At 64.8% G+C, this 21,717-nt stretch carries 21 protein-coding genes; 17 read left to right on the top strand and 4 right to left on the bottom strand.

The window, feature by feature from the left end; all coding sequences use genetic code 11:
• The first annotated feature begins 5 nt into the window (after positions 1–5).
• Together C1878_RS07080 and C1878_RS07075 are read left to right on the top strand one after the other, a co-directional pair.
• Positions 6–626 (top strand): 4Fe-4S dicluster domain-containing protein, encoded by a 621-nt coding sequence (locus tag C1878_RS07080; protein WP_114600913.1) that lies wholly within the window; start codon positions 6–8, stop codon positions 624–626.
• Entirely contained in the window at positions 623–1,636 is a 1,014-nt protein-coding gene (locus C1878_RS07075) for a 4Fe-4S binding protein (RefSeq protein ID WP_158539753.1), read from the top strand. The genes C1878_RS07080 and C1878_RS07075 overlap by 4 nt, the downstream gene beginning before the upstream one ends.
• A gap of 28 nt (positions 1,637–1,664) precedes the next feature.
• Here C1878_RS07075 and C1878_RS07070 read toward each other — a convergent pair whose 3' ends face one another.
• Entirely contained in the window at positions 1,665–3,182 is a 1,518-nt protein-coding gene (locus C1878_RS07070) for a response regulator transcription factor (RefSeq protein ID WP_114600911.1), read from the bottom strand.
• A 273-nt stretch (positions 3,183–3,455) separates the two neighbouring features.
• On the opposite strand from C1878_RS07070, the gene nrfD (C1878_RS07065) reads away from it, so the two are divergent.
• The 12 genes from nrfD (C1878_RS07065) to C1878_RS07010 all read left to right on the top strand — a co-directional run bounded on the left by nrfD (C1878_RS07065) (position 3,456) and on the right by C1878_RS07010 (position 15,338).
• On the top strand, positions 3,456–4,409 hold the full coding sequence (gene nrfD / locus C1878_RS07065) for an NrfD/PsrC family molybdoenzyme membrane anchor subunit (RefSeq protein WP_158539752.1): 954 nt from the start codon (positions 3,456–3,458) through the stop codon (positions 4,407–4,409).
• A gap of 14 nt (positions 4,410–4,423) precedes the next feature.
• Positions 4,424–4,822: a GntR family transcriptional regulator gene (locus tag C1878_RS07060; RefSeq protein ID WP_114600909.1), complete on the top strand. Its 399-nt coding sequence runs from the start codon at positions 4,424–4,426 to the stop codon at positions 4,820–4,822.
• A gap of 28 nt (positions 4,823–4,850) precedes the next feature.
• Entirely contained in the window at positions 4,851–5,867 is a 1,017-nt protein-coding gene (locus tag C1878_RS07055) for a slipin family protein (RefSeq protein ID WP_114600908.1), read from the top strand.
• A gap of 157 nt (positions 5,868–6,024) precedes the next feature.
• Complete coding sequence (locus tag C1878_RS07050) at positions 6,025–6,303, top strand: helix-turn-helix domain-containing protein (RefSeq protein ID WP_114600907.1); 279 nt, start codon at positions 6,025–6,027, stop codon at positions 6,301–6,303.
• Positions 6,293–7,438 carry a type II toxin-antitoxin system HipA family toxin gene (locus tag C1878_RS07045; protein WP_114600906.1) on the top strand — a complete coding sequence of 382 codons (1,146 nt, stop codon included), beginning with the start codon at positions 6,293–6,295 and terminating at the stop codon, positions 7,436–7,438. Before C1878_RS07050 ends, C1878_RS07045 begins: the two co-directional genes overlap by 11 nt.
• Positions 7,439–7,917: 479 nt before the next feature.
• Positions 7,918–10,392, top strand: a complete 2,475-nt coding sequence (locus C1878_RS07040; protein ID WP_114600905.1) for a molybdopterin-dependent oxidoreductase — start codon at positions 7,918–7,920, stop codon at positions 10,390–10,392.
• Positions 10,392–11,015 carry a 4Fe-4S dicluster domain-containing protein gene (locus tag C1878_RS07035; RefSeq protein WP_114600904.1) on the top strand — a complete coding sequence of 208 codons (624 nt, stop codon included), beginning with the start codon at positions 10,392–10,394 and terminating at the stop codon, positions 11,013–11,015. The genes C1878_RS07040 and C1878_RS07035 overlap by 1 nt, the downstream gene beginning before the upstream one ends.
• A gap of 18 nt (positions 11,016–11,033) precedes the next feature.
• Positions 11,034–12,263 carry an NrfD/PsrC family molybdoenzyme membrane anchor subunit gene (nrfD, locus tag C1878_RS07030; protein ID WP_114600903.1) on the top strand — a complete coding sequence of 410 codons (1,230 nt, stop codon included), beginning with the start codon at positions 11,034–11,036 and terminating at the stop codon, positions 12,261–12,263.
• Between the two features lie 216 nt (positions 12,264–12,479).
• A complete protein-coding gene (locus C1878_RS07025) occupies positions 12,480–13,772 on the top strand; it encodes a radical SAM protein (protein ID WP_114600902.1) in 1,293 nt (430 codons plus the stop codon).
• Positions 13,766–14,122, top strand: coding sequence for a hypothetical protein (locus C1878_RS07020; protein ID WP_114600901.1), 357 nt, complete (start codon positions 13,766–13,768; stop codon positions 14,120–14,122). Before C1878_RS07025 ends, C1878_RS07020 begins: the two co-directional genes overlap by 7 nt.
• Before the next feature lie 9 nt (positions 14,123–14,131).
• Complete coding sequence (locus C1878_RS07015) at positions 14,132–14,608, top strand: DUF4405 domain-containing protein (protein ID WP_114600900.1); 477 nt, start codon at positions 14,132–14,134, stop codon at positions 14,606–14,608.
• Positions 14,574–15,338 carry a molecular chaperone gene (locus tag C1878_RS07010; RefSeq protein WP_241963645.1) on the top strand — a complete coding sequence of 255 codons (765 nt, stop codon included), beginning with the start codon at positions 14,574–14,576 and terminating at the stop codon, positions 15,336–15,338. Before C1878_RS07015 ends, C1878_RS07010 begins: the two co-directional genes overlap by 35 nt.
• Positions 15,339–15,407: 69 nt before the next feature.
• Here C1878_RS07010 and C1878_RS07005 read toward each other — a convergent pair whose 3' ends face one another.
• The 3 genes from C1878_RS07005 to C1878_RS06995 all read right to left on the bottom strand — a co-directional run bounded on the left by C1878_RS07005 (position 15,408) and on the right by C1878_RS06995 (position 18,361).
• A complete protein-coding gene (locus C1878_RS07005; RefSeq protein ID WP_114600899.1) occupies positions 15,408–16,466 on the bottom strand; it encodes a lactonase family protein in 1,059 nt (352 codons plus the stop codon).
• A gap of 420 nt (positions 16,467–16,886) precedes the next feature.
• Positions 16,887–17,564, bottom strand: coding sequence for a YitT family protein (locus tag C1878_RS07000; protein WP_114600898.1), 678 nt, complete (start codon positions 17,562–17,564; stop codon positions 16,887–16,889).
• A complete protein-coding gene (locus C1878_RS06995; protein ID WP_114600897.1) occupies positions 17,564–18,361 on the bottom strand; it encodes a glucose 1-dehydrogenase in 798 nt (265 codons plus the stop codon). Before C1878_RS06995 ends, C1878_RS07000 begins: the two co-directional genes overlap by 1 nt.
• 245 nt (positions 18,362–18,606) lie before the next feature.
• On the opposite strand from C1878_RS06995, the gene nrfD (C1878_RS06990) reads away from it, so the two are divergent.
• The 3 genes from nrfD (C1878_RS06990) (at position 18,607) to C1878_RS06980 (ending at position 21,159) form a co-directional block, all read left to right on the top strand.
• Complete coding sequence (gene nrfD, locus C1878_RS06990; protein WP_241963644.1) at positions 18,607–19,578, top strand: NrfD/PsrC family molybdoenzyme membrane anchor subunit; 972 nt, start codon at positions 18,607–18,609, stop codon at positions 19,576–19,578.
• 11 nt (positions 19,579–19,589) lie between these two features.
• On the top strand, positions 19,590–20,561 hold the full coding sequence (locus C1878_RS06985; protein ID WP_114601010.1) for a slipin family protein: 972 nt from the start codon (positions 19,590–19,592) through the stop codon (positions 20,559–20,561).
• A 196-nt stretch (positions 20,562–20,757) separates the two neighbouring features.
• Complete coding sequence (locus tag C1878_RS06980; protein WP_114600896.1) at positions 20,758–21,159, top strand: GntR family transcriptional regulator; 402 nt, start codon at positions 20,758–20,760, stop codon at positions 21,157–21,159.
• The last annotated feature ends 558 nt before the right edge of the window (positions 21,160–21,717 follow it).

Raw genomic sequence — 21,717 nt, 5'->3', positions numbered from 1 at the left:
CTGCCATGCCAGCCAGCAATCCCACGCGCAGGACGTTCGTCATCGGAGGCGCGGCGCTTCTCGCGAGCGTCGTGGTGGGCGCGGGCGCGCGGCCCTTCGTCGCCGAGGCCGACGTGCTGCGTCCGCCCGGCGCGCTTCCCGAAAGCGAGTTCATGGCGCGCTGCATCAAGTGCGAGCGGTGCGTCAGCGTGTGCCCCACCGACGTGCTGGAGCCGTTGGGCGTCGAGGGCGGCTTCATGCAGGCCCGCACGCCGGTGCTCGGCTTCGCCAACGGCAGCTGCACGTTCTGCGACAAGTGCCGCGAGGTGTGCCCCACGGCCGCCATCGGCGCGGTCGACCCGTACGCGCCCGAGCGGGGGCGCATCGGCGCGGCCATCCTGCACGAGGACCGCTGCCTGGCGTTCCTGGAGACGAACAGTTGCGGCATCTGCGTGGACGCGTGTCCGTACGAGGCGCTTTCCTTCGACGCGGGCCGCCGACCCGTGGTGGACGAGGCGAAGTGCAACGGCTGCGGCGAGTGCGTGAGGATATGCCCCGCCAACGTGTTCACGTCCTTCAGCGGAGGCAAGGCGCGCGGCATCGAAGTGGTCACCGAAAAGACGTTCCGAGCGGGGGAGGGTGCATGATGAAACAGGGCGATCGCATTACGAAGGCGCGCGTTGCGACGCTGGCCTTGGTGTTCGCGGCGGTCATCGCATCGCTTGCCTTCGACACCGGGATCGGCACGCCCTCGTCGTTCGGCATCGGGCAGTTCTTCCTGCTGTGTCCGCTCGGGGGCATCGAGGCGCTGCTGGCGAGCAAGGCCCTGGTGCCCGTCACGCTGATCTCGCTTGCCGTGGTGACGGCCTTCGCCCTGCTGTTCGGGCGCGCTTGGTGCGCCTGGGGCTGCCCCGCTCCGGTGATCCGCAAATTCTTCAGGCGCGACCCGAAGGTCGAGGGGGCGAAGGGGGCGGGCGACTGCGACGATCCGAGCGCGCTCGCCGAAGAAGCCGCGCGGGCGACCGCCGCCCCCGCCTCTTTCCCGCATGCGTGCTCGGCCGCACGCGAGGTGAAGGGCGCCGCCGCGAGCCTGCGCCGCATCGTGCGCGACAAACGCACCTGGGCGCTCGGTGCCGTGCTCGTCGCCACCCTCGTCGCGGGCATTCCGCTGTTCTGCCTCGTATGCCCCATTGGATTGACGTTCGGCACGGTGGGGTCGCTATGGCACCTCGTCGTGGACAAGCAGGTGACCATGTCGGTGGTCGTGTTCCCCGCGGCGCTCGCCGTCGAGCTGGTGCTGTACCGCAAGTGGTGCATGAACCTGTGCCCCGTCGCCGGGCTGCTCAACGTGTTCGGCCATCTCGCGCGGTTGTTCCGTCCGCGCATCGACGCCTCGACCTGTCTGCGCGCCTCGCAAGGCAAGCCCTGCGAGGTATGCGCCTCCGCGTGCGCCGAGCGCATCGATCTGCACGCAAAGGACGCTGCCGTGCAGCTGGGCGAATGCACCCGTTGCGGCGAATGCGTGAAGCAGTGCCCCACCGCGTCCATCCGCATCGCGGTCAAGCCGGCTGCTTCGGTGGTCGCGCAAAGCGGCCGTGCCGTTCAGGCGGCTGCATCGAACGACCGGGGCGACGATAAATCCGTCGCGCCTGGGTGAGCCGTCTGCGGAAAAGCGTCCGCCGGACCTAGCGGGGCGATCCCGCCAGGAAATCCAAAAGCTCTTGACGCGTGTGCACGTCGAGCTTCGTGTAAATGGCGCGCAGGTGCGAGCGCACGGTGTTCTTGGAGATGACCAGGTGGTCGGCGATCCAGTTCGCGCTGCGGCCTTGGGCGAACAGATCGAGTATCTCCAGCTCGCGTGCGGATAGGCCGAACTGCGGGTCGGCCGCGCGTTCCGTGTTTTGCGGCCCCGAGGCGCTCGGGCCGCTCGCAGCGCCGACCCGCGTCTGCGGCTCGGCCGCCTGCGGCGCGCCGTCGCGCTTCGAGCGTCCCGCGCCACCGTCTCCGTCGACCGACCACGCCATGATGCGCTTGAGATCGTTCTCTGGGAACACGTACACCAGCACGATTATCACCAGGAACGCCAGCGCCACGCCCACGCCCATGCGCACGCCGCCGTCGTCGTAGAAGGGGGCGATGGCGGCTCCCAGGGCCCATCCCGCCGTCGATGCCAGGAAATAGGCTCCCTGCCCGATGCCGAACACGCGCACGGGCGAAAGGTCGTAGCGAAACGCCAGGTAGGCCATGAAGCACGAGAACATGAGCCAGAGCGCCTCCTTGCCCACGCTCAAGTACGCGATGTCGAACCCGAAGCACGTGCCCAGCATCATGGCCACTCCCATCACCATGAGCGCCGAATACGCCTGACGCGCCCCCTTCACGACGTCGCCTCGGTTGACCATCCAGGCTATGAGCACCGCCGCCATGCCGATGCAGAACACGGTGACGGTTCCCTCGCGCGCGAACAGCGCGTTGTCCATGAGTGTGCTGGAGATGCCCTTTCCTATGCCGGCGGTAAGCGCCACCAGGGCCGATGCGGCCACGAGCTTGCGGTACAGACGTTGCACCGGCCCTTTCCCGCGTCCCTCGCCCGTGCCCGACACGGCGGAGGGGAACGGGTCGACGGAGCCTATCGACAGGAGCAGCCCCGACGCCACCGGAAGCGCCGCAAGGTAGAACAGCCGCCATGCGTGCGGAATTCCGACGCCCACGAAGTACAGCAGCGCTGCCAGCAGAAGCGACAGGGCGCCCGCGGTGAGCGAGTCGCCCAAGGACACGCTGCCGTACAGACGCCCAACCTTCAAGCAAAGCATGGACGTGCCGATTCCCGTGAACACGGCGGCCAGCACGAAGAAGACCCCGGCTCCCATGACCACCGAGAATCCCAGCAAGATGGTGGAAAGGCCCGCGAACGCTCCGAACCCGATGACGAACGGGCGCTTGTCGATGAGTCCCGTCATACGCTTCCAGGCGAACGCCGCCGTGAACATGGACCCCGCGATGCCCAGCGTGGAGAACAGGTACATCTGCAGCACGTAGGAGGTTTGCTGGTCGGCCGGGAACATGCGCGTGATCTCGATGCTGTTGTAGCACAGCCATATCCACGCCCACCAGGCGCCGAGCCCGAGAAATCGCAGATACGGCCACTGCTCGGCTAAGGGCGACACCCAATCTTCACGTTCCGCCCTGCGCGCGTCGACCATGCAAACCCCCTTCTGGTAAGTTGCGAACCATGGTAGCACACCCGTTGAACTGCGGGATCGCGACAGGCGCGCGCATCTTGCCCGCGAGGGAAGCCCGACTCGCCCTCGCGCTCGGTTGACCCCCACCGAGCATATGACAGGGTGTCATATGCAGAACGGCTGTTTTGTGGGATACTGGCGAGGGCCATGTAGGCGCGCTCGACGATGCGCGGCGAATCGCGTTCAAACGAAGGTCGCACAGGGAGAAGAACCTTGCGGCGAGTGGGAGGGGTTATGTTCGGCGCATTAACGGTGGGCTATCTGTTCCTCGGCGGTGCCGGGGCGGGCGCGATCGTGGTAGGGTGTCTGCTCGACCTGGTGTCGGTGCGCGCTCCCTTCGGAACCGACGCGCGCGTGTCCGTCGACGAGGCCCCGCCCATGGAGCGCGTGGCCTCCTTCACGTTGCTCGCGGGCTTCGCAGCGCTTGTGTTGGGAACGTTGTGCCTGATCATCGATCTGGGACGCATCGATCGGATCCTCGCGTTGTTTCTGAACCCCTCGCTCACGTATCTTACCGTGGGCTCCTACGCGCTTGCCGCGCTGGTGCTGTGCGGGGCGTTCCTCGCGCTGGTGCGGTTCGCCTACCTACCGGCCGTGCCGCGCTCGGCCGTGGTGGCGGTGGAGGCCGTTGCCGCGGCGGTGGGAACGGTGGTGGCGCTGTACACCGGCCTGCTGCTGCAGGGGCTGAGCGCCGTGGCGCTGTGGAAATCCCCGCTGCTGCCGGTGATGTTCGTGCTGTCGTCGCTGTCGTGCGGCATGGCCGTGGCGCTGGTGGCGTCGTTCTTCTCCGAGCTCGACGCCGACCTCACCCACGCTGTCCACGTGCTGGCCCGGGTCGATGCGGCGGTGATCGCGCTGGAGGCGCTGGTCTCGGCCGCGTTCGCTGAGATATCCCTGGGAGGCGGCAACCCCGCCGCCTCCGCTTCGGCGGCGCAGCTCATGGGCGGCAGCGAGGCGCTGGCGTGGTGGGGCGGCTTCATTTTGTGCGGCCTTATCGTGCCGTTCGTCGTGGAGGCCGTCAGCGCCGTGCGCGGGTGCGCCAAGCCGGTTCTGCGCACGGCGCTGGCCGTGGCGGCGACGCTCGTGCTGGTGGGCGGCCTGTGCATGCGCGGCAGCATCGTAGGGGCCGGCGCGCACCGCGCTTTGGAACTGGAAGAGCCCGTCGTGCAAGCGCAACCGGCGAATTAGGGAGAAGCGGACCCGTGGCCCTGTTCGAGATCAACGAGAAGAGCAGCATCCCCATCTGGCTTCAGCTGAAGAACCGGTTCATATACCTTATCACCTCGGGGTACTACAAGCCGGACGACCAGCTGCCCACGGTGCGCGGCCTGGCCGCCGAGGTCGAGGTGAACTACAACACCGTGAGCAAGGTGTACATGAGCCTCGAGCAGGACGGCTACATACAATCCAAGCGCCGCCAGGGCGCGTTCGTGCTCGACGTGAGCGACAAGCCGGGCGTGAGCATATCGTCCACGGCAGAGATCGTGACGCAGGAGTACCTCAAGCGCTGCTTCGAGTTGGGCATGTCCCTCGAAGACGTGGAGGAGCAGTTCGCTGCCAGCATCAAGGCCGCTAAGGAGAGGCGGGATGCGGGCAACTAGCCCGTGTTCCGGGATCGGAGGAGCTACGATGAAGCGCGACAAGAGGAAAGCGGGCTCGGCCGCAACGGGCCCGGGAGGCGCGGCTGCATCCGCCTTCGGCAACGCCCGCCCCGTGCCGCAGGGCGTTCGAACGGAAACGAATCGCCGCCGCGCCTCGCGCAACGGGGCCGTGGTGTTCGCCGTGGTCGTGTTCGTGCTGGCGTTCGGCATCGTGCTGGCCGCGTTCCAGGCGGCGTTCGGCGGCATCGGCATAGTGGCTTTGGCGGTGGCCGCCGTCGCGGGTTGGCTGGCCGCGTCGTCGGTGCACGTCGTGCTTGAGTGGGAGAAGGCCGTGGTGCTGCGTTTCGGCAAGTTCAACCGCGTGGCCGGCCCCGGCATCGTGTTCACCTGGCCCATCATCGAGTTCTACACGCTGCGCATCGACCAGCGCGTGGCCACCACGTACTTCGGCGCCGAGGAGACGCTCACGAGCGACCTCGTACCCATCAACGTGGACGCCGTGCTGTTCTGGATGGTATGGAGCGCCAAGAACGCCACCGTGGAAGTGGAGGACTACTCGTCGGCCGTGGCGTGGATCGCGCAGACGGCCATGCGCAAGGCCATAGGCCGTGCGACCGTGGCCGAGGTGGCCACGCGTCGCGACCAGCTGGACGAGGAGCTGAAAGACGCTATCGAAGAGAAGCTGAACCCGTGGGGCATCACCATCATCGACGTGGAGATCCGCGACATCGTGGTGCCGAAGGAGCTGCAGGAGGCCATGGCCATGGAGGCCGTGGCCGAGCGCAAGCGCAACGCCCGCATGGTGCTGGCCGAGGCCGAGAAGGACATCTCCGAGATGCTGAAGGACGCCTCCGAGGTGTACGACGGCGACCAGGACGCCTTGCGCCTGCGCACCATGCACTTAGCTTACGAGAGCGTGGAGCAGTCCGGCGGCACGCTGGTCATCCCCAGCGCCTTCAGCGAGGGCTTCGTGGAGGGCGACGCTGAGAAAGCGGCGGAGCGCGCGGCGAAGGGCGCGAAGGGCACGGGCGGCGCGGGGGAGTAGCATCGGCCGATAGAGGTTCTTGCAAGATGCCAAGCGAAAACCCTCTCTGTGCGCGACTGAAAAACCTTTCAGCGCTGGGCTATCCTCTAAAACTCATATATAGCTATTATACGAGCCAAAATTGCTAAATATTTAGTTTTGGGCTATTATACGAGCTATGATTGTCTTGCTTGATCAAGAAACTCCGGACGATATCGCTGCGGCGCTCGCTCAGCGCGTTCGCGCGCGTCGCAAAGAGCAGAAGCTCACCCAGGCGCAGCTGAGTCGCAAGGCCGGTGTGAGCCTCGGGTCGTTGAAACGCTTCGAGCACGATCATCAGATCTCGCTGCAATCGCTCATCAAGTTGTCGATAGCCTTGGGATGCGAGTCCGATTTCTCCGAGCTGTTCTCCAAGAAGGGGTACTCCTCGATTCAGGAGGTTCTCGATGAGCGGTAACTCGCTGCGCGATGTCGATCTCGACATCCGTTCCGTTCGGGTTCGGTATGCCGGGCGCATGATTGGGACGCTCGCCCTTACCGCTAACGGAGTGCTCGCGTTCGAATACGATGACGATTGGGTAGGGGAGGGCTTCAGCATCAGCCCGTTCAGCCTTCCGCTGGAAAAGCGCGTGTTCGTTGCGGCGCGCCATCCGCTCGATGGGGTGTTCGGCGTGTTCGATGACAGCCTGCCGGATGGATGGGGACGCTTGCTGGTCGATCGGCTGCTGCGATCCCATGGCGTCGATCCGTTCGCCGTGAGTCCCATCGTCCGGCTTGCCATCGTGGGGCCCGGCGGTATGGGCGCGCTCGAGTACGTTCCGGAGATGCCGTTGGCAAGCCCTGCGACTTCGACGGACTTCGACGAGCTGGCTCAAGAATGCGCGAACGTGCTCGCTGCGGACGGCTCCCAGGATCTCGACACGTTGTTCGCGATGGGCGGATCGTCGGGCGGCGCGCGACCGAAAGTGCTGACCAGCATCGATGGCGACGATTGGATCGTGAAGTTCGCCTCTTCCCGCGACGATCGCGACATCGGCGAAAGCGAATACCGCTACGCTCTCGCAGCCAAAGCGTGCGGCATCGATATGCCCGAAGTTCGCTTGTTCCCTTCGAAGCGCTGCTCGGGCTATTTCGGCGTGCGCCGCTTCGATCGGATCCCTGATGCATCGGGCGTGGCGCGCAAGGTGCACATGGTTTCCGCCGGTGCGCTTTTGGAAACGTCGCATCGAGTTCCCAACTTGGACTACGAGACCCTCATGCGCCTCACGCTCAGGTTGACGGACAGCTTCGAGGACGTCGAGCGTCTGTACCGGCTCATGTGCTTCAACGTGCTGGCGGGGAACAGGGACGACCATGCGAAGAACTTCTCGTACCTCTACGACGAATCGCGAGCGGTTTGGACGCTGTCGCCCGCGTACGACCTCACGCGCAACGGCGGTATGAACGGCGAACATGCCACGACGGTGTGCGGCAAGGGCAAGCATATCGGGATGGACGACCTGCTTTCCGTGGGCGTGAAGGCTGGCCTGTCGAAGCTCCGTGCGAGGGCGATCGCCGACGAGGTGCGGCAGGTTACGGCCGGATTGCGCTGAGCGAGTATACGTCATTTCGTGCATATTAAGCACTATATCAAGCGCCTTTTCGTGCATGCCGTATTCGTTCTCCGCGAAAGCCTCGCAAAGCGACCCATCATGGAAGGCGACGCCGAGAAGGCGGAGGAGCGCCCAGCGAAGGCCGCGAGAAATGGCTTGAGGCGGCATTCGACTTTCCAGACGAGATATGCTTATCTGCAAGATAAGTAATTATAACACCGGTTCAACCGATATTATCTCAAAAATAGAATAATCTCTTGTCATACTCTGTCATAGTCTAGTATTGATAATCATAGTGACGTATGGCAGACTATGACAAGAGGGAATCGGCCGATTTCTGATATGAGGGGGAAATCTCGGAAACGCGCTGCGCGCCATGCTCGCGCGCCACGCAGCCGAAGGGGAAACGCCGTTCGCAGAACGCTCACCTTCATCCGGATTACCCGAGGCATTCTTGCATCAAGAATGGAGGAGGAGACATGTCGGAAACGAAGAGCCCGCACGCCGGACTCACGCGCAGGAGCTTCCTGAAGACGACGGGCGCCGTAGCCGGCGTCGCGGCGGTGGCCGGAACAGGCGCGGCCCTGACCGAGTTGGTGCCCGTGCAAGCGCACGCGGAGGGCGCCGATGCGGCCCAAGGGGAGCAGACGTTCAGAAGCGCCTGTCGTGGCAACTGCGGCAGCCGATGCCCGTTGGAAGTGACCGTGCGCGACGGCAAAGTCACGCGGGCTCGTCCTATGGACTTGCCCGGCGAGGACGCGGTTCGCAAGCGCTTCTGCGTGAAGGGGTTCAGCCAGCCCCAGCGTCTGTACGATCCTGATAGGCTCAAATACCCCATGAAGCGCACGGGCGATCGAGGGGCCGGTCAATGGGAGCGCATCAGCTGGGATGAAGCCATCGCGACCATAGCCGAAAAAGTGGGCGCCGCTATCAAGGATTACGGTGGAACCTCGGTTGCCGTGTGGTCATCCTACGGTTCCTACGGTGTTTTGAACGGGGCCATGGCCGGCTACATGTCGGTGGCCTATGGCCGTTTCATCACGTCTATCGGCGGCACGGTTCTCGGGGCCGGGGCGGACACGGCGCAGCAGCACGCGCAGAGCTCGCTTTTGGGTATTTCGGGGAACGACTTCGTTGACGCTGTCAACGCCAAAACCATCATCGCCTGGGGCGGTAATCCGGCTGAAGCATATGTTCATGCGTGGCAGTTCGTTTGCGATGCTCGCGAAAAAGGCGCGAAGCTCATCACCATCGATCCCCAGTTCACGGCTTCGGCAATGCATTCCGATACCTATATCCCCGTTCGTCCAGGCACCGATGGCGCGCTGATGTTGGCTATGGCGAACTACATTATTGAGAACAAACTTACGGACGAGGATTTCTTGCGCAACAACACGGTTTCGCCTTTCCTGGTGAAAGAAGACGGAACGTACCTCCATATGAGCGATTTGGGCACGCCCGCCACACAGGGACCGATAAATCCCCAGACGGGACAGCCGACGGTAGTCGATCCGGTAGTGCTTTGGGACGAGGCCGCAGGCACGGCGACCGTCGTGGCCGATGCGCAGAAACCTGCCATTGAGGGCTCGTTCGAGGTTCAAGGCTTTGCGGTTAAACCGGTGTATCAGGTGGTCAAGGACAGCATTGCCGAATATACGGTGGAGAAGGCAGCGGAGATCTGCGATTTGCCGAAAGCCCAGATCGAGGAACTGGCGCGTGTATACGCCACCGAGGGGCCTGTGTACGTCATGACGTTCCAAGGTTTGGGACACCATGTGAACTCGCACCACAACTACAAGAACCTGGCGTTTTTGGCCGCGTTGACCGGTAACGCCGGCAAGCCCGGAGCGTCCATCTGCGGCAGCCCGTCTGCGGGCATGGTGGGCTACAATACGAAAACCTATATGCTAGGCAAGCCGGGCGCAAGCTTCTGTGGGATGTATCTGCCCAAGGTTATGGATGAGAAGAAATGGGCGGGGAAAGATCTGGAAATCCGCGTGCTGTGGTGCTGCAACGGCAACGTGCTCTCCTGTGAATCGGGACGTCAAGAGCTTATCGAAGCGGTCAAGAAGGTCGATTTTGTGGTATGCGCCGACGTCAATATGACGGACACGGCGCAGTGGGCTGATATTCTTCTGCCGGTACCGCATTCGTTTGAGGTGCAGGACTTCGATCCCATTTGCTCGGTACCGTACCCCACGTTCACCCAGAAGATGCTCGATCCCCTCTACGAGTGCAAGACCGATCTTGAGATCATGCGCCTGTTGGCTGACAAGATGGGCATGAACATCTATCAGAAGTCGGACGAGGAGTTCCTTAAAGAGGTTATCGATACCGAAGCCAACGTCAAAGCAGGATGCACATACGATGTGCTCAAGACGGGCGAACTCGTTCGCAACAGCGCTTACACTGAGGCGAGCATGGTGCCGGCATACACCAGTGTCGAGGCGAAACGTCTGAAGTACTACATCGAGAACCCCACGCCGCGTAACAATTTCGGCCAAAAGATCGCCGATTACGAGCGCCTTCCCCATTACGAGCACGCGAACGAGGCTTATGCGGAAAACCCTCTGCGCGACAAATACCCTCTGCTCGGATGCAGCGAGCATAACAAGTACCATGTGCATTCGCAGCTTGCCTACACGCCGGTGATCCGCGAACTTGAGCCGGAGCCATTGCTGAAGGTGAACGCGGACGACGCAAAGGAGCGCGGAATCGCGCAAGGCGATTACGTCCGCGTGTTCAACGACCATGGATCTGCTGTGCTCAAAGCGCGAGTGACTGAGGGCATCAAGCCCGGCGTCGTATCTATTCCGCACGGCTTCCAGGCCGATCAGTTCGTCGAGGGCCACACGCAGGACCTTACGAACGTTTTCATGAACGACTTCTGCTCGAACAGCGCGTTCTACGACTTCCTCTGCGAAGTCGAGAAGTACGAAGGGGGTGAGCGGTAATGGCTCGCTATGGCATGGTCATCGACACGAAGCGGTGCGTGGGCTGCAATGCCTGCTCCGTGAACTGCAAGATGACGAACAACCTGCCTGACACTAATTGGTGGACGCGCGTTCTAACGGAGGGCGGTGACGAGATCGACACGCCGGCCGGCATCTTCCCCGACGTGTCCATGCGCTACATCACGGTATCGTGTCAGCATTGCGATAATCCCGCTTGCACGAAGGTATGCCCGGTGGGCGCCACCTACAAAGATCCGGAAACGGGCGTGGTGCGCCAGGATTACGACAAGTGCATCGGGTGCCGCATGTGCATGGCGGCCTGCCCCTACACGGGTGTGCGTTCGTTCAACTGGGAGGAGCCCGCGTATTCCCTCGACCATGCGGTGGGGGATGCCGACGTCCCCAAGCATCAAAAGCACGTCGTTGAGAAGTGCACGTTCTGCTATCAACGACTTGCGCGTGGAGAAGAACCGGCCTGCATGGAATTGTGTCCGGCCCGCGCACGCCACTTCGGCGATTTAGACGATCCCGAATCGGAGGTGTCCCAGCTCATTGCCAAGCGCTCGTACGAGCAGCTGCTGGCGAGCGAGGGCACGAAGCCGTCCGTCTACTACCTCGTTTAGGGCGAAAGGAGAAGCGTCATGACTGAGAACATTGCAACGGCGGACGCGTCCGCCAAAGCTCCCGCCGCCAAATTCGGAGGCAAGGGGCTGAACATCGGCATCGTCGTCGCGGCCCTGGTGACCGTGGCGGGGCTCGCGCTCTGGGTCTTCCAGCTGTCGAGCGGCATGGTGAACACCAACATGCGCAACCTGGATTCCTGGGGGCTCTACATCACGTGCTTCATGTTCCTCGTCGGCCTTTCGGCCGGCGGCCTCATCATTTCCAGCGCGCCGCGCGTGTTCGGAATGGAAGGCTTCGGCGGCATCTCGAAAATCGCCGTGTGGACGTCCATTTGCTGCACGGTGCTGGCTATCGGCTTCGTGGTGGTTGACCTGGGGCAGCCCTTGCGTCTATGGGAGCTGTTCGCCTACTCGAACCTGGGTTCGCCGCTCATGTGGGACATCATCGTTTTGGCCACGTACCTCATTTTGTCCATCGTGTACCTGTGGGCCACGCTGCGCTTCGAGGGCGGCAAGGGATCGGCCACGTCGCTGCGTGCCATCTCGGCCATCGCGCTCGTGTGCGCCATCCTCGTGCACTCCGTGACCGCTTGGATCTTCGGCCTGCAGCAGGGGCGCGAGATGTGGCACACGGCGCTCTTGGGCCCCTGGTTCGTGTCGTCCGCACTCGTGTGCGGCGTGGCGCTCGTGCTCGTGGTGGTCATCGCGTTGCGCAAGGCGGGATACCTGCAGCTGGACCAGAAGAACATTGTGAAGATGGTTAAGCTGTTGGGCGTGTTCGTGTGCGTCGACCTGTACTTCTTCGGTTGCGACCTGCTGACCGAGGCGTTTCCGGCGGGATCCGGCGCCGACATCGTGGCCATGCTGACCACGGGGCCGCTCGCCCTGTTCTTCTGGATCGAGGTCATCGGCTGCGCCATAACGGCCGTCATCGCCTTCACGCCGAAGCTGCGCACGAACCCGCTCATCGTGGTGGGAGCCCTGCTGGCCATTGTGGGCATCTTCTGCAAGCGCGTGCAGCTTTTAGTGGGTGGATTCCAGATTCCGAACCTCGATCTGCCGGCCGTGGTGTCCGGGCCGGGGCTGACCGATGCGGGCGCAGCGCTGCAGAGCGCGGGTGGCGCGATGGTTTACTTCCCCTCGCTGCTCGAATTCGGCGTCATGCTGGGTGTGGTCGGCCTGGGCGCGCTCATGCTGCTGGTGGGGTTGAAGTACCTGCCCCTCAAGCCGACCGAGAAGTCGCACTAACCGTTCGCTCGAAACGCGCCGGATTCGAAACCCCTCCTCGGTTCGGCATGCTTTCGACGTTTGACGGAGCGCCCGCACGTTCGCCTGAAACGCGACGTGGCGGGCGCGTCTTGCTTTCGGTTCTCCTGCTCGCACGGGCAAGCGGAGGGCTGGGGGCTGCTCGTTTCGCGCGCGGAACGGCGGGGACGTTTCGGCAGAGGAGAAGGAGGACGTGGTATGGATGAAGCGATTGCGAAGCGCCCGACGCTCGGGGCGTGGCTTTCCGAATACGATGCCATCGAGCGGGAATACCTCGACGCGCTCGCGGCATGCGGAATTTCGTTCGCCGAGCGTGACGCGCACGTTGCGGCGGTAGACAAGCTGCGCCATCGCCTGCGCGAGGCCGGCGCCCGCTTTCTCAACGGAGGCGCCAGCGTGTCGACGGGCTTCCTTTCCAGCGCATGCGCAGCTTGCGTGGGAGACTGCGGTAGTCGGACGTTTTTCATATCGCTGCGTTGCAACCACGATTGCTACTTCTGCTTCAACCCCAACCAAGCCGACTTCGAGGAGTTCTGCGTGCGCGACACGCCGTGGCGCGACGATCTCGACGCTTTCGCGCGTACCTGCTCGCAGGTAACGCATGTCGGCCTGACCGGCGGCGAGCCGCTGCTCTGCCGCGACGAGGCCCTGGCGTTCTTCGAACGGGCCCATGCCTTGGCACCCGACGCCCACCTGCGCCTCTACACGTCCGGCACAGGCATAGACGAGGCGTTCTGCGCTGCCGCGGTCGAGCGCGGCCTGTCCGAGATCCGCTTCAGCGTGAAGCTGGAAGACGGCGAGGCCTCCGTGGCCCGGACGTTGGCTGATATAGAGTTGGCTCGGCGGTTCGACCTTGACGTCATGGTGGAGATGCCGGCGGTGCCCGGTACGCTGGAGCGCATGAAGCGGCTTCTGGCGGAGCTGAACGAGCGGGGCGTGCACGGCATCAACCTGCTGGAGTTCTGCTTTCCAATGCGCAACTGGCCCGAGTTCGAACGGCGCGGATTCCAGGTTAAGAACCCCCCGTTCGAGGTTCTGTACAACTACGGCTACGCGGGCGGCCTGCCCATAGCCGGCAGCGAGGAGGCGTGCCTTGCGCTGCTGGAGTTCGCGCTCGACGAGGGGCTGGAAATGGGCGTGCACTACTGCTCGCTCGAAAACAAGAACCGCGACCAGGTGCTGCAATTGAACCGTGCCGTTGCCCTCGACCCGTTGCTGTACGAATTGGGCGACGATTGCTTCTACCATGCGTCCAAGGTGTTCGACGGCGACGTGGCTCCGGTGCGTCGGATGCTTGACGGCCGCGGGGGCTCCTGCCTTGTGGAAGAGGACGGGCGGTGCCTGACCTTCCATCCGCGCTGGGAAAGCGACGCTGCCGAACTCGGGGTGGCGGTGGCGCGCTCGTGGAACGTGGTGGAGGAACACGACGACGGGCCGGTCGTGCGCGAGCTCAAACTGCAGGTGGTCGACGGCACGAGGCTGCCATGGTGAAGAAGCTCGCTCTGACCCTGGCCGCCTTCGCGCTCGTCGGCGCGTGCGTGTTCGCGGCGGGGGCGGCGGTCGATCCCTCGGTCGGGCTTCCGCAAGCCATCGAGGCCGATTCGCCGTGTCCGGCCGTCGGGTGCGCGTCGGGGGAGTGCCACGGCTTCGACAACGTGCCCGAGCCCGACGGCGTGCACGAGATGGCATGTCCTGAGGCCGGTTGCTCGTCGGTCGACTGCCATGCGTGGAACACGCTCGTGGACCGGTACTACCAACCCTCCGACATGAGCTTGAACGTGTGGGTGCTGGCGCCGGTCGTGCTGGTGGTCGGCCTGGTGCTGCTCGTTCGGAAACTCTAAGGGGCCCTCATGGATGCTAAGAGAAACCTTGCGGTCGATGCGGTCGCGCTGGTGGTGTACCTGACGGCGGCCAATCCCGCTCTGACCGGCATCGACGTGCACGAGTGGCTCGGGCTTGCCGTGCTCGTTGTGCTGCTCGTGCACTGCGCGCTGCACTTCGACTGGATCGTCGAGACGGTGAAAGGGGCGGTCAAAAGCCCGTCGGCCATGCGTCTGGGCAACCTCGTGCTCGATGTGCTGTCTATGATCGCCTTCGTGGTGGTGACGGCGTCGGGTCTTGGGGTGTCGGGCTCGGTGCTCGGCTCCTTCGGGCTCTACGCGAACGGCTACTATTTCTGGGACCCGCTCCACGCGATCTCGGCCAAGGTGCTGCTGGCGCTGCTCGTCGTGCACGTGGTCGTGCACTGGAAGTGGTTCTACAACGTTCTGAAAAGGGAAAGGGGCGATAAAAATGGAAACGATGCCCGCGAACGCTCCGACGCCTGAGAGCGATGCGCTCTGGTCCGTCCGTGCGACCGCCTGGGAGCTGCTGGCGTTCTCGCTGCGCTACCCGGACGCGGAGCTGGCCGAGGCCGTGGCCTCCGGCGAGTGGGCCGAGGCGGCCGCCGAGGTGGCGGATGTCCTAAAAGGGGACAGTCCCCAATTAGGACATTTCGCTGAGTGCGGTGTCGATGCGCAAGTCCCTCGTCCTCCTGAGCGGAGCGCCGCAGGCGCGGAGTCGAAGGATCCCCTGCGGCGCGGAGGCGCCGGGGAGCGCACGGCCGACGCCCTGCTCCACGCGCTGCGCGCGGAGGCCACGCGCCTGTTCGTGGGCGCGCCCGACGCGGCCTGCAGCCCCTACGAGGGGGTCTGGCGCGCTGCCGACGACGGCGTGCAGGCGCTTTTGTTCGTGAACCCCCACTCCATGGAGGTCGAGCGCTTCATGCGCTCCTGCGGCCTGGGGCGTCCCGAGGGCACGAACGAGCCCTTGGACCACGCGGCCACCGAGTGCGAGCTTTTGCAGCACCTGGCCATGCTGGAGGCCGGCCTGGCCGAGCCGCCCGGGGGCGTCGCGGCCGACGCGCTCCCCGGTGGCTCCCCGGCCGCGGCCTACGCGTCCTTCCTGGACGACCACGCCCGCGCCTGGATGCCCCGCTTCGCCGAGCACCTCGCCGCCGAGTCTCGCGAGCCGTTCTACCGCGCGGCCGCGCAGCTGCTGGGGGCGATGACAGGGTAGCGGGCTAACCGCGCCTTCCTCCGGCACCTTGAATGCGAGTCGGCGGACCGGCCCGAGGAGTACCGGGGATCACCCGTCCCATATGACGCATGAGGGCCGAGGGACGTCGATCCGAGCCTCCTCGCGGGGTGCGCCCGAATCGGCTTCGAGCGCGAACAGAACCACCTCGTTGCTGTCCTGGTTCGCTACGGCCAGGTGGTCGCCGGCGGGGGACAGCGAGAAGTGGCGCGGGCCGCGCCCGCCCGACGAATAGTCCGCCTGCAGCGAAGCGCTGCCGTTCGCGTCGACGTTGAACAGCGCGATGCGGTCGCTGCCGCGCACCGACGCGTACAGGTGCCGTCCGTCAGGCGAGAACGCAGGGTGCGCGGCCAGCGCGTCGCGCACCCTGGGCGCAGCGGGCAATTCCAGGCGTTCCGTTTGCTCCCAATGCCGCCCCGCCCGGTCGAAGCGGAACAGCAGCACGCTGTTCGCCAGCTCGTTCACGAGGGCCGCCAAAGGCAGGCGCGGATGGAACGCCAGCATGCGCGGCCCCGAACCGGCCGGCACGTGCACCGTCTCGACCGGCGGCGTCTCGAGCGTGCCCGTGACCTCTGCCCGGTACAGCGTGACGGTGTCGCATCCCAAGTCCACCGCGGCCAGCAAGGAGGTGCCGGGCACGAAACTCGCCGAGTGCACGTGGGGCGCGCTCTGCCGCGCGCGGTTCGGCCCGCTTCCCGCATGGCGCACCGACGGCAGGCCTCCGCAGGGGCTTCCGTCGGCGGCGAGCAGGCACAGGCCCACCGATCCGCTCTCGTAGTTCGCGCCGTACAGGCAGCGTCCGTCCGGATGCGCGGCGACGAAGCACGTGCCGGCGTCCGCAGGAGAAGAGCACGTGCCGCGGCAGGCGAGCGACCCGTCGTCCGCAACGGAGTAGACGGCGAGGCAGCTCCGGTCAGCCAGCTCGTGGGCGACATGGAGCGCCGATTCCGTCCGCACCAGGAACGAGGGGTTCGGCGCGTGCATGCCTGCGCTCACCACGCGCAGGTTCCGCTCGGCCTCGTCGAACGCGAGCGCGTATATGCCCTCGCTCGCGCCGTCGTCGGTATAGGTCCCTACGAACAGGCGGCGGCTCCTCGGCATCCGTTTCATAAACCTCGTCTCCTTTCTTCGCCTGCTCTGCTATGCTGCGGTTCGGGCTGACCTGCCGACTCCGGTTGAACGGCGAGCCCTTCCTGTTCCGCACGAAAAACGCCAGAATGTTGCATCGGGAAAGCCTTTTCCAAAGGCTGTTTTTCACGACCTGCGCAAACGCCGATAACCTGGGCGTCGCGCAATGCGGAAGATGCTCGAAAGCGGGCCGGAACGCAACAATCTGGTGATTTTCGTGCGGAAAGGACGATTCTCGCTGCGCGACGGCGCCTTGGCGACTTCCGGCGATGATCTTGACGGGCCTCTATCCATCGTGCCGCTGGCGGTGCCGATAGGGGGCTTGGCCGCGCCCGCCCGCTCGGCCCGCTGCTGGCCCCGCACCGCCCGTTCGAGCGACGGACGGACGGCCGGTCGCATGCGCTATCCCTTCTCTGCAGCGAGTTCCTCACGGTCCAGCACGTGGAAACGCCGGTACAGGTGCAGCGTGGCCAACCGGTTCCACGCCGTGATCAAAGGCCCGGTCATGAACGCGGCCACCACGGTGAACACGCCGATGGGTCCGCCGGCAAACACGGCCACCGCGGTCACGAGGATGTCCTGCGCCATGCGCACGGGCGTGTAGGAGAACCGCGTGCGCGCCACGATGACGGGTGCGACGGCGTCGATGGGCGCCACGCCCATGCGCGTCTTCAGATACAGCGACACGCCCAGCGTGAACAGCAGCGTTCCCACCACCAGGTGGATGCCGGCGCTCGCCAGCCCTGACGGTTGCCACGGCAGCAAACCGAACACCCAGGTGAAGAACTCGATCAGGTATCCCACCGCCACCATGTTGATGAGCGTGCCCAGCCCTATTTGAAAGCGGTCGAGTGCGAACACCGCCACCAGTATCACCAGGTTCACCAGCAACTGGAACGTGCCGAAGTCCACGCCCGCAAGCGCGCTCAGCCCCAGGTTCATGGCGGTGAACGGATCCACACCCACGTCGCCTACGCGGCAGATCGTCGTGCCCAGCGCGATGCACACGACGCCGATGCACGAGAACAGCAGCTTGCCGGGCAGGTTGTACGTGTGGCGCAGGTCCATCCACCGGGCCATCAGCCGTCGCCCCGCTCGAACGAAGGGTACAGGGCCATGCCGCCGTCCACGAACAGGCTCGTGCCGGTGACGTAGCCGGACTCGCCAGAAGCGAGCCAGGCCGCCGCTGCCGCCACCTGCTCCACCGTGCCGATGCGCCCCAAGGGGATCATGCGCTCGGTTTGGGCGCGGGCGTCGGGGTCGGCGAACTTCTCCGCGTTGATGGGCGTTTCGATGGCGCCCGGCGCGATGCAGTTCACCCGGATGCCCAAGTGGGCGTACTCGAGCGCGATGGTCTCGCTGAACAGCTTCACGCCGCCTTTGCTGGCCGCGTAGTGCGCGAACGTGGGCCAGGGGATGCGCTCGTGCACGGACGACAGGTTGATGATGCAGCCCGGCCGGTCGCGCTCCACGAAGTGCCCGAGCGCCGCCTTCGAACCAAGGAACACGCCGGTCAGGTTCACGGCGAGCGTCTTCTCCCACACGTCGAGCGGGAGCTCGTGGGTGGGGTGGCGCGACTCGATGCCGGCGTTGTTCACCCATACGTCCAAACCGCCGAACTGCTCGAGCGCTGCCGCGAGGAGCTTCTCCGCGCCCGCTTCGAGCGAGATGTCGGCCTGCACGGCGACGGCGCGCGCTGCGCCTCCGTCGCCGCCGAACGACTCGACGAGTTCGAAAGCTTGGTCGCGGTGCTCGTCGCTGTGGTAGTTCACGACGACGTTCATGCCTTCCTGAAGGAAACGCCGGGCTATGCCGTTGCCGAGCCCGACTGACGCGCCGGTGACGACGGCGGTCTTGCCGTTGAGATCGGGGTACATGGAGCACCTCCTGGTAGCGGTTGTTTTCGAAGAGTATGGAGAGCGCGCCGGGCGAGGGCGGTGGGATGCCTGAATCGATGTGCGTTCGTCATGGCTTTGCCATGCGGCCGAAACCGGCAGGGTCTCGCAGGCGGGGTTGGCGCGACGGGTATTCGCCCCATCATTTGCTGGACCATGGCGCTCGATATGCGGTCGCATGCTATAATACCTATGAATTGGTACATTGCGACAAAGCGCCAGGCCGGGTGCGTGCGACGGGCGCGCAGGGGATCGAGGCTCGCGTGTTCAACCTGCTCACGATAAGCTATCTGTTCCTCGGCGGCGCCGGGGCGGGCGCGCTTGTCGTGTTGGGCGTTTTGGAGTGCGCAAACGTGCGTCGCCGCTTCGGACGGCTGCCGGGCGAAGCCACTCGCATCGAGCGGGCCTTCGCGCTCCCCGACGAGTTCTTCGCATGCGCCTGGCCCGTGTGCTTCGTCGCCTTGGCCGCGGGCATGCTCTGCCTGCTGGTTGACCTCGGCCGTCCCGAGCGCCTGATCAACCTGCTCACGTCCCCCGAGCCGTCGGCCATCGTCGTGGGAGCGTACGCGCTCGCCGTCGCGCTCTTTTGCGCCGGGGCGTTCTCGTTGTTCGAGTTGCTCGACGGGCCGCGCATCTGCGTCGCCGCCGTATGGGCGGTGGCGGCGGTGGGCGTGGTGGCCGGGTTGGTTGCCGTGGCGTACACGGGCGTCTTGCTGCAAGGCCTGGCCTCGGTGCTGTTCTGGCAGACGCCCTTGCTGCCGACGGTGTTCACGCTGTCGTCGCTGTCGTGCGGCATCGCCTGCGCGTTTCTCGGCGCGGCGTTCGTCGAGACGCGGCACCCTTTCACGCGTCCGCTCGCACGCCTCGCTCTCGTCGACGGGGTTCTCGTTGCGTTGGAAGCGCTGGTCTTGACCGCGTACCTGGTCTGGGCGCTGGGAGGCGAGGGGACGGCGTTGGCGGCGCAGGCGCTCGTGGCCGGCGACCTGCGTTGGGCGTTTTGGGGTGGTGTGGTGCTGTGCGGGCTGGCTGTCCCGTTCGTGCTGGAGCGGTATCTCACGCACGGCAACAGCCGCACGCAGCTGCTCTGGATCGCGGCGGCCTTGCTTGCGGGAGGTTTTGTGCTGAGGCTCTGCGTGGTGGGCGCGGCGGCTTACGACGTGACGCAGATGCCGGGCATGCTCTTCGGTTTGACGATGTGACGAAAGGCGAGATCATGAAACGACGCGCTATCGACCGCACGATGCGGGACGCCCCCTACGAGCTCACCGACAAGGAAGCCGAGATCAGGGCCGCCACCTCGTACGTTCCCCGCAAGTCCTCGCGCAACGGCGCGGTCATCTTCAGCATAGCCGTGTTCGTGGCGACGTGCGCCGTGGTGCTGGGCGTCGTCTACCTCGCCACCGGTGGCATCGGCCTTGCGGCCATCGTCGCCATGCTTCTGGTGGCGCTGCTCGTGCTGTCGTCCACGCACATCGCGCTTTCCTGGGAGAAGGTGGTGGTGCTGCGCTTCGGCAGGCTGGCGCGCGTCGTGGGACCGGGGCTGTACTTCACCATCCCCATTATCGAGCACGGCACCATCCGCGTGGACCAGCGCACCATCGCCACGCCGTTTTACGCCGAGAAGACGCTCACGGCAGACCTTGTGCCCGTCACCGTGGACGCCGTGCTGTTCTGGGTGGTGTGGGACGCCGAGAAGGCTTGCACCGAGGTGGAGGATTACTACGCCGCCGTGTCGTTCTTGGCGCAAACCGCCATGCGCGAGGCCGTGGGCCGCTCGACCGTGGCCGAGGTGGCGCTGCGCCGCGACCAGCTGGACGTGGAGATCAAGGAAGATATCGAGAAGGAGGCGGCCGGCTGGGGCGTCGACATCATTTCGGTGAAGGTACGAGACATCGTCATCCCCGACGAGCTGCAGGAGGCCATGTCGCTGGAGGCCCAGGCCGACCGCGAGAAGAACGCTCGCATGGCCGTGGTGGGGGTGGAGGCCGACCTGGCCGAGATGTTGACCGAGGCCGCGCAGATCTACGGCGACCCCGAGGCCGCCCTCAAGCTGCGCACGATGCTCATGCAGTACGACACGGTGAAGAAGTCCAAGAGCGCCGTGGTCACGGTGCCTAGCTCGTTCTCGGACGGGTTCGCCGACGCTGCGGAGAAGGCGGGCGACGCGGCTCGCGGCCGCTGATGCGCCGGCCGCGCGGGTTCTCCGCCGCCACGTCCCCGCCGCAGCGGGAAAGGCGGGCGCTGCGATCCGCGCCGGCAGAGGCTGGGCGCCTGCCGTGTTCCGTCTGCGTTGATTGAGAGGACGTGCGGGGGGCGGAGACGCGCGATTGCATACGTCTGTTATTATAAGTTAACCAAGGACGTGAGAGAAAGCCCGTATGAGCCCGCTTGAATCCTTTGAAATAGACTACAGCAGCGGTTTGCCTGTATGGATACAGGTGAAGAACCGCATCGCCTACCTCATAGGGTCGGGGGCGTACGTCGCGGGCGACCGGCTTCCCACGGTGCGCGCGTTGGCGGTGGACCTGGACATCAGCTACAACACCGTGAACCGCGCCTATATGGACCTGGAGCGTGAGGGCTACATCTCCACGCGCAAGGGCAGGGGCACGTTCGTGGCCGAGCGGCACGCCGTGGGCGCCGCGCTCGCCGCCGACAGCCCCGTCGAGCTGTTGGTGGACGACCTCATCCGCACCTGCTCCAATGCCGGCATGGCCGACGATGACATTCTGGCGCTGGTTCGGGCTCGCCTGCCTCAGAAGGGCCTGACGCGCGCGTAGCCGGCCCGCCTGTCATCCCAAGCGAAGACGGAAGCCGTTCCCCGTTCCCCAAGATGACAGGCGGTGAAGCACCACCTGTCATCTTGGGGCGCAAGCCGAAGTCGAAGAGTCTCTGCGCTGTGCCAACCGGCCTGCCCCTTGCTGCCTATTCTCCGCATGACCCGGTAAACTGCTGCCATGTATTTACACGAACATATCGGGCTTTTCGCATTGCGAAAGCGATGCGAGCAACTGACCCTTCGCTTGGGCGGAAGCGAAAAGAGCTTTCCCGGCATCCTGAATGGAGGCGGTGCGACATCCCTTCCGCCATTGCAACCCCAAGCGGTCGCCGAAGGCCGAAATCGAAGGATCCTGCGCAGCGCTAGATGCTAACTTCATGGCTGGCACCGCCCGGGATACTTCGTAAGCGGCGACCCTCTTCGTATATCCCCGAACAATGTCGCCCAATTAAATTGATTGTCGCAAATCATTGTGATAAGATGACAATCAAGGATTTGGCCAATTCATATTAGGAACTGAAGGGGGATATCCGATAAGGTTGCGCTTGAGTTGGGGTTG

It is taken from the genome of Gordonibacter sp. 28C, from assembly GCF_003339845.1.
Lineage (GTDB): Bacteria > Actinomycetota > Coriobacteriia > Coriobacteriales > Eggerthellaceae > Gordonibacter.
The sequence above is the reverse complement of the archived record's forward strand: the minus strand, read 5'-3'. Positions and strand labels throughout refer to the sequence as shown.

Bases quoted from the DNA above. Each gene is read 5' to 3' on its own strand.
- C1878_RS07010 (WP_241963645.1), top strand. From the start codon at position 14,574: ATGGAAACGATGCCCGCGAACGCTCCGACGCCTGAGAGCGATGCGCTC.
- C1878_RS07040 (WP_114600905.1), top strand. From the start codon at position 7,918: ATGTCGGAAACGAAGAGCCCGCACGCCGGACTCACGCGCAGGAGCTTC.
- C1878_RS07050 (WP_114600907.1), top strand. From the start codon at position 6,025: ATGATTGTCTTGCTTGATCAAGAAACTCCGGACGATATCGCTGCGGCG.
- C1878_RS07000 (WP_114600898.1), bottom strand. From the start codon at position 17,564: ATGGCCCGGTGGATGGACCTGCGCCACACGTACAACCTGCCCGGCAAG.
- C1878_RS07020 (WP_114600901.1), top strand. From the start codon at position 13,766: ATGGTGAAGAAGCTCGCTCTGACCCTGGCCGCCTTCGCGCTCGTCGGC.
- nrfD (WP_114600903.1), top strand. From the start codon at position 11,034: ATGACTGAGAACATTGCAACGGCGGACGCGTCCGCCAAAGCTCCCGCC.
- C1878_RS07070 (WP_114600911.1), bottom strand. From the start codon at position 3,182: ATGGTCGACGCGCGCAGGGCGGAACGTGAAGATTGGGTGTCGCCCTTA.
- C1878_RS07025 (WP_114600902.1), top strand. From the start codon at position 12,480: ATGGATGAAGCGATTGCGAAGCGCCCGACGCTCGGGGCGTGGCTTTCC.
- C1878_RS07045 (WP_114600906.1), top strand. From the start codon at position 6,293: ATGAGCGGTAACTCGCTGCGCGATGTCGATCTCGACATCCGTTCCGTT.
- C1878_RS07035 (WP_114600904.1), top strand. From the start codon at position 10,392: ATGGCTCGCTATGGCATGGTCATCGACACGAAGCGGTGCGTGGGCTGC.
- C1878_RS07055 (WP_114600908.1), top strand. From the start codon at position 4,851: ATGAAGCGCGACAAGAGGAAAGCGGGCTCGGCCGCAACGGGCCCGGGA.
- C1878_RS07080 (WP_114600913.1), top strand. From the start codon at position 6: ATGCCAGCCAGCAATCCCACGCGCAGGACGTTCGTCATCGGAGGCGCG.
- C1878_RS07005 (WP_114600899.1), bottom strand. From the start codon at position 16,466: ATGAAACGGATGCCGAGGAGCCGCCGCCTGTTCGTAGGGACCTATACC.
- C1878_RS06980 (WP_114600896.1), top strand. From the start codon at position 20,758: ATGAGCCCGCTTGAATCCTTTGAAATAGACTACAGCAGCGGTTTGCCT.
- C1878_RS07075 (WP_158539753.1), top strand. From the start codon at position 623: ATGATGAAACAGGGCGATCGCATTACGAAGGCGCGCGTTGCGACGCTG.
- nrfD (WP_158539752.1), top strand. From the start codon at position 3,456: ATGTTCGGCGCATTAACGGTGGGCTATCTGTTCCTCGGCGGTGCCGGG.
- C1878_RS06995 (WP_114600897.1), bottom strand. From the start codon at position 18,361: ATGTACCCCGATCTCAACGGCAAGACCGCCGTCGTCACCGGCGCGTCA.
- C1878_RS07015 (WP_114600900.1), top strand. From the start codon at position 14,132: ATGGATGCTAAGAGAAACCTTGCGGTCGATGCGGTCGCGCTGGTGGTG.